The organism is Streptomyces sp. MnatMP-M17, assembly GCF_900091995.1.
GTDB lineage: Bacteria > Actinomycetota > Actinomycetes > Streptomycetales > Streptomycetaceae > Streptomyces.
In genome coordinates this window covers 1-7,225 of sequence record NZ_FMDK01000006.1, presented here as the reverse complement: position 1 = coordinate 7,225, position 7,225 = coordinate 1, and the positions used below count along the sequence as shown (strand labels likewise).

At 69.0% G+C, this 7,225-nt stretch carries 6 protein-coding genes; 5 read left to right on the top strand and 1 reads right to left on the bottom strand.

Annotated elements, in window-relative coordinates; genetic code table 11:
* Positions 1-1,848 (top strand): ATP-binding SpoIIE family protein phosphatase (locus tag GA0115259_RS00230; RefSeq protein WP_093589009.1); only part of this gene is annotated, 1,848 nt, incomplete at its 5' end.
* Between the two features lie 189 nt (positions 1,849-2,037).
* Positions 2,038-3,501, top strand: a complete 1,464-nt coding sequence (locus tag GA0115259_RS00225) for a catalase (protein ID WP_093589007.1) — start codon at positions 2,038-2,040, stop codon at positions 3,499-3,501.
* 142 nt (positions 3,502-3,643) lie between these two features.
* Here GA0115259_RS00225 and GA0115259_RS00220 read toward each other — a convergent pair whose 3' ends face one another.
* Entirely contained in the window at positions 3,644-5,887 is a 2,244-nt protein-coding gene (locus GA0115259_RS00220) for a transglycosylase domain-containing protein (RefSeq protein ID WP_093589005.1), read from the bottom strand.
* 225 nt (positions 5,888-6,112) lie between these two features.
* Here GA0115259_RS00220 and GA0115259_RS39835 point away from each other — a divergent pair, with 225 nt between their 5' ends.
* From GA0115259_RS39835 to GA0115259_RS00210, 3 genes are all read left to right on the top strand, one after another.
* Positions 6,113-6,253, top strand: a complete 141-nt coding sequence (locus tag GA0115259_RS39835; protein WP_161230248.1) for a hypothetical protein — start codon at positions 6,113-6,115, stop codon at positions 6,251-6,253.
* Positions 6,250-6,456, top strand: coding sequence for a type II toxin-antitoxin system antitoxin (locus GA0115259_RS00215; RefSeq protein ID WP_093589003.1), 207 nt, complete (start codon positions 6,250-6,252; stop codon positions 6,454-6,456). Before GA0115259_RS39835 ends, GA0115259_RS00215 begins: the two co-directional genes overlap by 4 nt.
* Before the next feature lie 143 nt (positions 6,457-6,599).
* Positions 6,600-7,169, top strand: a complete 570-nt coding sequence (locus GA0115259_RS00210; protein ID WP_093589001.1) for an alkyl hydroperoxide reductase — start codon at positions 6,600-6,602, stop codon at positions 7,167-7,169.
* Positions 7,170-7,225 lie beyond the last annotated feature (56 nt).

Here is a 7,225-nt window from a genome sequence, read left to right as displayed (position 1 = left end):
CAGCCGCTGGCTGCCCGGCCTCAGGAACGCACGCGCCCGCGGCAGGAGGCCGGCGCCTCCGGCGTGCCGACGCCCTCCGTACCGTCGCCGGCGCCCGCGCCCGATCCCGTGGCGACGACGCGCCGCGAGGGCGACCGGCTGCGCTTCGTGGGCGCCGCGACGCGCCGTATCGCACGCGGCATAGACCTGGACGAGATCGTGCTCGGGCTGTGCCGCGCGACCGTGCCGACCTTCTCCGACGCCATACTCGTCTATCTCCGCGATCCGCTGCCCGTCGGTGACGAGCGCCCGGTGTCGCCGTTCGTCCTGCGGCTGCGGCGCACGGACCGGCTGCGGCTGACCGACGAGGACACCGAGGCCGGCGGTATCCCGCTCCAGGTCAGCGATGCGCTGCGGCTGCCGATCCTCGATCCGCAGTCGGATGTGATGCCCGCCGCCGAGCTGTGCGAGGTCGCCTCGGGCGGCGCGCTCTCCGAGGTCCTGCGCGGTGTGCGCCCGGTCTTCGGCGACTCTGCCGCGGCCCGCGCCGCGCTGCCGGAGCTGCTGGGCGCCGACCGTGCCGTACCGACCGGGCACCGCGCGATCCTCGCGCCGCTGCGCGGACGCCGGCGTGTCATCGGCGCGGCCGTCTTCCTCCGCAGACCTGACCGCGCGGCCTTCGAGCCGAACGATCTGCTGGTCGCGGCGCAGCTCGCCACGCACACGGCGCTCGGGATCGACAAGGCGGTGCTGTACGGCCGCGAGGCGTATATCGCCGACGAGCTCCAGCGCACGATGCTGCCGGAGAATCTGCCGCAGCCCACGGGAGTCCGGCTGGCCTCGCGCTACCTTCCGGCCGCCGAGACCGCCCGGGTCGGCGGCGACTGGTACGACGCGATCCCGCTGCCCGGCAGCCGCGTCGCCCTGGTCGTCGGCGATGTCATGGGCCACTCCATGACCTCCGCGGCGATCATGGGCCAGCTCCGTACGACCGCGCAGACTCTCGCCGGTCTGGATCTGCCGCCGCAGGAGGTGCTGCACCATCTCGACGAGCAGGCGCAGCGGCTCGGCTCGGACCGGATGGCGACCTGCCTCTACGCCGTGTACGACCCGGTCTCGCACCGGATCACCATCGCCAACGCGGGCCATCCGCCGCCCATACTGCTGCATCTCGGCGGCCGTGCCGAGGTGCTCCGGGTGCCGCCCGGCGCGCCGATCGGCGTCGGCGGAGTGGACTTCGAGGCCGTCGAGCTGGACGCGCCCGCCGGAGCGACGCTGCTGCTCTACACGGACGGGCTGGTCGAGTCGCGGCTGCGTGACGTATGGACGGGCATCGAGCAGCTCAGGGAGCGGCTCGCCGCCGCCGCGCAGCTCACCGGGCCCGATCATTCGCCGCCGCTGGAGGCGCTCTGCGACGACGTCCTCGATGTGCTGGGCCCGGGAGACCGTGACGACGACATCGCGCTGCTCGCCGCCCGCTTCGACGGGATCGCGCCGAGCGATGTGGCGTACTGGTTCCTGGAGCCGGAGGACGCCGCTCCGGGACGGGCCCGGCGGCTGGCCAGAAGGGCGCTGGCCCGCTGGGACCTGGAGGAGTTGAGCGACTCGGTCGAGCTGCTGATCAGCGAGGTCGTCACCAACGCGGTCCGGTACGCCGAGCGTCCGGTGACCTTGCGGCTGCTCCGTACGGATGTACTGCGCTGTGAGGTCGGCGACGACTCGCCGCAGCTTCCCAGACAGCGGCGGGCACGGGACACGGACGAGAGCGGACGAGGACTGTTCCTGGTCAACCGGCTGGCGCGGCGCTGGGGAGCCACGCGGCTGTCCACCGGGAAGGTGGTCTGGTTCGAGCTGCCGACCCGGATGTGATCCATCCGGGCACGGCCGACCACATCACACCCGGAGCGAACGAGACCGCCAAAAGGATCAAAAGGGACGAATATAGATGTTGCCGACACGGTGTGGGAGGGCTTGACTGGGGAAGGCGCTCTCAATGAACGCTGCCATTCCCCGGGGCGCCCCCGGTTTCCCGGGCCTGCTATCGACGGGAGGACGTTCGTGAGCGGGTCATCCCCCAGGACGGCTTACACGACCAACAACGTCGGCATCCCGGTGGAGAGCGACGAACACTCGCTCACCATCAGTCCCGACGGGCCGATCCTGCTGCAAGACCACTATCTGATCGAGAAAATGGCCCAGTTCAACCGGGAACGGGTCCCCGAGCGCGTGGTCCACGCCAAGGGCGCGGGCGCGTACGGCGTCTTCGAGGTGACGAACGACGTCAGCCAGTTCACCAAGGCCGATCTGTTCCAGCCGGGCAAGCGCACGGACATGCTGGCCCGCTTCTCGACGGTCGCCGGCGAGATGGGTTCGCCCGACACCTGGCGCGATCCACGCGGCTTCGCGCTGAAGTTCTACACCGAGCTGGGCAACTACGACATGGTCGGCAACAACACGCCGATCTTCTTCGTCCGTGATCCGCAGAAGTTCCAGGACTTCATCCGCTCGCAGAAGCGCCACCCGGCGACCGGGCTGCGGGACAACGACATGCAGTGGGACTTCTGGACGCTCTCTCCCGAGTCCGCACACATGGTCACCTGGCTGATGGGCGACCGGGGCATTCCGAAGTCCTACCGGAATATGAACGGCTACAGCTCGCACACATATATGTGGGTGAACGGCACAGGCGAGCGGTTCTGGGTGAAGTACCACTTCAAGACCGACCAGGGCATCGACTACTTGACCCAGGCCGATGCCGACGCGATGGCCGGTACGGACGCGGACCACCACCGCCGCGATCTGTACGAGTCGATCCGGTCCGGGAACGCGCCGACCTGGAGCCTGAAGGTCCAGATCATGCCGTTCGAGGACGCGGCCGACTACCGGTTCAATCCGTTCGATCTGACCAAGGTGTGGCCGCACGCCGACTACCCGCTGATCGATGTCGGCCGGATGACGCTCAACAAGAATCCGGACGACTACTTCATCCATATCGAGCAGGCCGCGTTCGAGCCTTCGAATCTGGTGCCGGGCATCGGCCCTTCGCCGGACAAGATGCTGCTCGGGCGGCTCTTCTCGTATCCGGACACACACCGCTACCGCATCGGCCCGAACTACACCCAGCTGCCGCCCAACCGGCCGCGGGTGCCGGTGCGCTCGTACGCCAAGGACGGACCGATGCGGTACGAGCCGTCGGCGGCGGCGAGGCCGTACGCGCCGAACTCGTACGGCGGTCCCGCGGCCGACACGGAGCGCTTCGGCGATCCGGCCGGCTGGGCCTCGGCGGGCGAGATGGTGCGCGAGGCGTACAAGCTGCACCGCGAGGACGACGACTGGGGCCAGGCGGGCACACAGGTCCGCGAGGTCCTGGACGACGCCGCGCGCGACCGGCTGGTGTCGAACGTCAGCGGGCATCTGGCACAGGGCGTGTCCCGGCCGGTGCTCGACCGGGCGCTCCAGTACTGGCGCAATATCGACAAGGTGATCGGCGACCGTATCGCGAACAAGATGAACGGCGGCTGACCGGCCCGTACCGCACGTCCGGCGCGTACGCCAGGTGCGTTCCGTACGTCCGTCGCGGCCGGCGCGACCGGCAGGGAGCGGCCCCGGCGGATGTGATCGCATCCGCCGGGGCGGCTCCTTACCGTCACAAGGCAGCCGCTCCTCACGGGCCGCCGTGGCCGGGACCGCCGGGCGGAGCTCCTCCGGTGGGAACACCGCCGGTCTCCACGCCGCCCGGATCGCCGCTGCTGGACTCGCCGGGACCCGGCTCACTGGCCGGCGGGCTCTGCTCCGGCGTCTCGGGCGCGCTCTGGCTCGGAGTGTCCGCCGGCGGCTCGGGCTCCTGCCGGCTCGGCGTGGACGACGGCGGCTCGGTGCTCGGCGTCTCGCTCGGTGCCGTCTCGCTGGGCGTCACCACCGGCTCCTCGCGTACGGGCTCGGCAATCTCCAGATCGAACTGGGCGTCCGAGCCGCCGTTCAGCGCGCCGAGCGTGTAGTCCGCCCAGATCCTGGCCGGGAAGCCGCCGCCGTTGGCACGGCCGCTGTTGGCGGTGCCGGTGAGGCTGACCTGCTCGCCGCCCTCCTTGGTGGACTCGCCGAAGAGCGCGACGACTGTCGTGAGCTGAGGAGTGTAGGCGGCGAACCAGGCGGACTTGTTCTCCTCCGAGGTACCGGTCTTGCCCGCCGCGTCATAGGCGGACGTATCGGCCTCGAAGCCCGATCCGTTGTCCACGACACCTTGCAGCACATGGGTCACGGTGTCGGCCGTCTCCCGGCTGACCGCCTGTTTGCCGATCGGATCGGGCAGGTCGACCGTACGGTCCTTGTGCGAGGCCGACTTCACGATGCTCGGAGTGACCTTCCTGCCATGGTTGTCGAGCGTCGCGTAGACGCCGGCCATGTCCCAGGTGGAGGCGTTCATCGTGCCGAGTGTGATGGCCGGCCGCTCGGGGAAGGCCTTGCCGTCCCGCATTCCGAGGGCCAGCGCGGTCCGCTTCACCTTGGCGGGAGTCACATCGACCACCATCTGCGCGAAGACGGAGTTGATGGACTTGTTCATGGCGGTCTGGACGTTGACCCAGCCGTAGTCCTGGTCGTCCTCGTTCCGCGGATCGTAGGGAGTGTCGCTGCCGACGACCGGCCGTCTGCTGGTGCCGTCGTACCGCGTGTTGACGCCGATCTTCTCGCCGTCCTGGGTCTTCGAGCCGTTCTCCAGCGCGGAGGCGAGCACGACCGGCTTGAAGGTCGACGCGGGCTGGTAGTCGTCACGGGTGGCGTTGGAGATCCAGTGCTCGGTGGCGCTCGTGCCGCCGTAGAGCGCGACGACGTGTCCGGTCTTCGGATCCACGGAGGTCGCTCCGGCCTGGACCGTCGCGTCCGTCTTGTTGTTCTTGCGGTCGAGCTTGCTCTCCAGCTCCTTGCCGACCGCCCGCTCCAGCTCCTGCTGCCGCTTCTTGTCGATATTGAGAGTGATCGTCCAGCCGCCCGCGTCGATGTCCGCCTTGTCGACGCCCTGGCGTGCCAGCTCCTCATCGGCGGCCTCGACCAGATAGCCGGTCTGGCCCTCCATGCCGTGGGCGGCCTTGGGCGCGTGCGGTACGGGGAACTTCAGACCGGAGCGGACCGACGCGTCCAGCCACTTCATCTCGACCATGTTGTCGAGGACATAGTTCCAGCGCTCGGTCACCAGCCGCTTGCCGGTGTCGCCCGCCACGGCCCAGTCGTACTGGCTGGGAGCCTGGAGCAGCGCGGCGAGATACGCGCCCTGGGCGACATTCAGCTCGGCCGCGTCGATGCCGTAGTACGCCTGGGCCGCGGCCTGGATCCCGTAGGCACCGCGTCCGTAGTAGCTGGTGTTGATGTACCCGGCGAGGATCTCGTTCTTGTCCTTCTTGCGGTCCACCTTCAGGGAGATCACCAGCTCCTTGAGCTTGCGGGTGACCGTCTGGTCCTGGTTGAGGTAGTAGTTCTTGACGTACTGCTGCGTGATGGTCGAGCCGCCCTGCTTGCCCTTGCCGGAGAGGGTGTTCAGCAGACCGCGCGCCGTGCCCTTGATGTCGACGCCGGCGTCCTGGTAGAAGGTCTTGTTCTCGGCGGCGACGAAGGTCCGCTGGACCTCCTTGGGTATCTGCTCCAGCCCGACGATCTCGCGGTTGATCTCGCCGGTACGGGCCAGGACCGTACCGTCGCTGTACTTGTAGACGTTGCTCTGCATCTCGGCCTGCGCGTTGGCGCTCGGCACCGGGACCAGCAGATAGATCACGACGAATCCGCCCATGGCGAGCAGACAGAGCCCGAAGAAGGTGCCGAGCAGCTTCTTCGGCGTGAAGAAACGGCGCATGCCGCCCTTTTTCGGCGCCCGGCGCGTTCCACGCTGCCGCGCTCGTCCGGCTTCAGCTCGGCCCATCCCCGTGTCGCTCCGCTCTCGCTCCCCATCGGAATCAGCTCAGAAACGTAACACCGCTTGCTGTGACAAAGGGCGTCGATCCTGACCTTCCGGGCGTGACAATCCACACCTGTCTCATTGGAACCGACTCATGAGACGGCTGGAGGGTTGCCAAGAGCCATAATCTGCTAGCACAATGCTAGCGGTCGCACTATCGGCGACCAGAACGGAAAACGGGGTACGAACATGACGCTCACCAGCACAAAGACACCGATCGACGACCTGCCGGAGATGCCCGACCCGCAGGTACGGGAATACTCGGCCCACAGCCGCGGCGGGGACCGCTCGGCGCAGCCGGTCGTGAACACGGGCACGCTCTACCAGTGACCGAACGCAAGCAGGTTCTCCTGCGACTGGATCCGGCGGTGTACGAAGCGCTTGCCCGCTGGGCGTCGGACGAGCTGCGCAGCGCGAACGCGCAGATCGAGTTCCTGCTCCGCCGCGCACTGGCGGAAGCGGGCCGCCTCCCGGGCAACGCGGCACCGATCCCCGGCCGGGGCCGGCCCCCGAAGAACCCGCCTCCCGGGTAGGGGCGGTGCGGTGCGCCTCCCGGCGGGCGGGGGGCCGGTGCGGTGGTGGGTGCGGGTGCCGGGCCGCATATCCAGCCCGTCCGGCGATTGAGGACAGAACCGCCCGCCACAGGCCTCGGCGGCACTGTGTCACCATCGGTGGCGTGACCTCGACAGGACTCGATGAGCTCAAGGCGGCCATACCGGAGTACGCCAAGGACCTGCGGCTGAACCTCGGTTCGGTCGTCGGCGACAGCGAACTGCCGACGCAACGGCTCTGGGGCACGGTGCTGGTCTGCGCGATCGCCTCGCGCTCACGGGCGGTGCTGCTCGCGCTGGGGCCGGAGGCCAGGGCCCGGCTGAGCGCCGAGGCGTACACCGCCGCCAAGTCGGCCGCGGCCATGATGGCGATGACCAACGTCTTCCACCGGACGCGGCACCTCCTATCGGACCCGGAGTACGGAAAGCTCCGCGCCGGGCTGCGGATGAATGTGCTCGGCCACCCGGGCGTGGAGAAGGCCGACTACGAACTGTGGTCGCTCGCCGTCTCCGCCATCAACGGCTGCGGCGCGTGCCTGGACTCGCACGAGCAGGTGCTGCGCAAGGCGGGCGTGGACCGGGAGACGATCCAGGAGGCGTTCAAGATCGCCTCGGTGATCCAGGCGGTCGGCACGACGCTCGACGCGGAGGCCGTGCTCGCGGAGGCGCCGAGGTCGGGTAGGGGACGTGGCTAGGGCCTGTCTGACAAATGATCACCCGGTGGGTTCGCGGAGCCACAGGACCAGGGCTG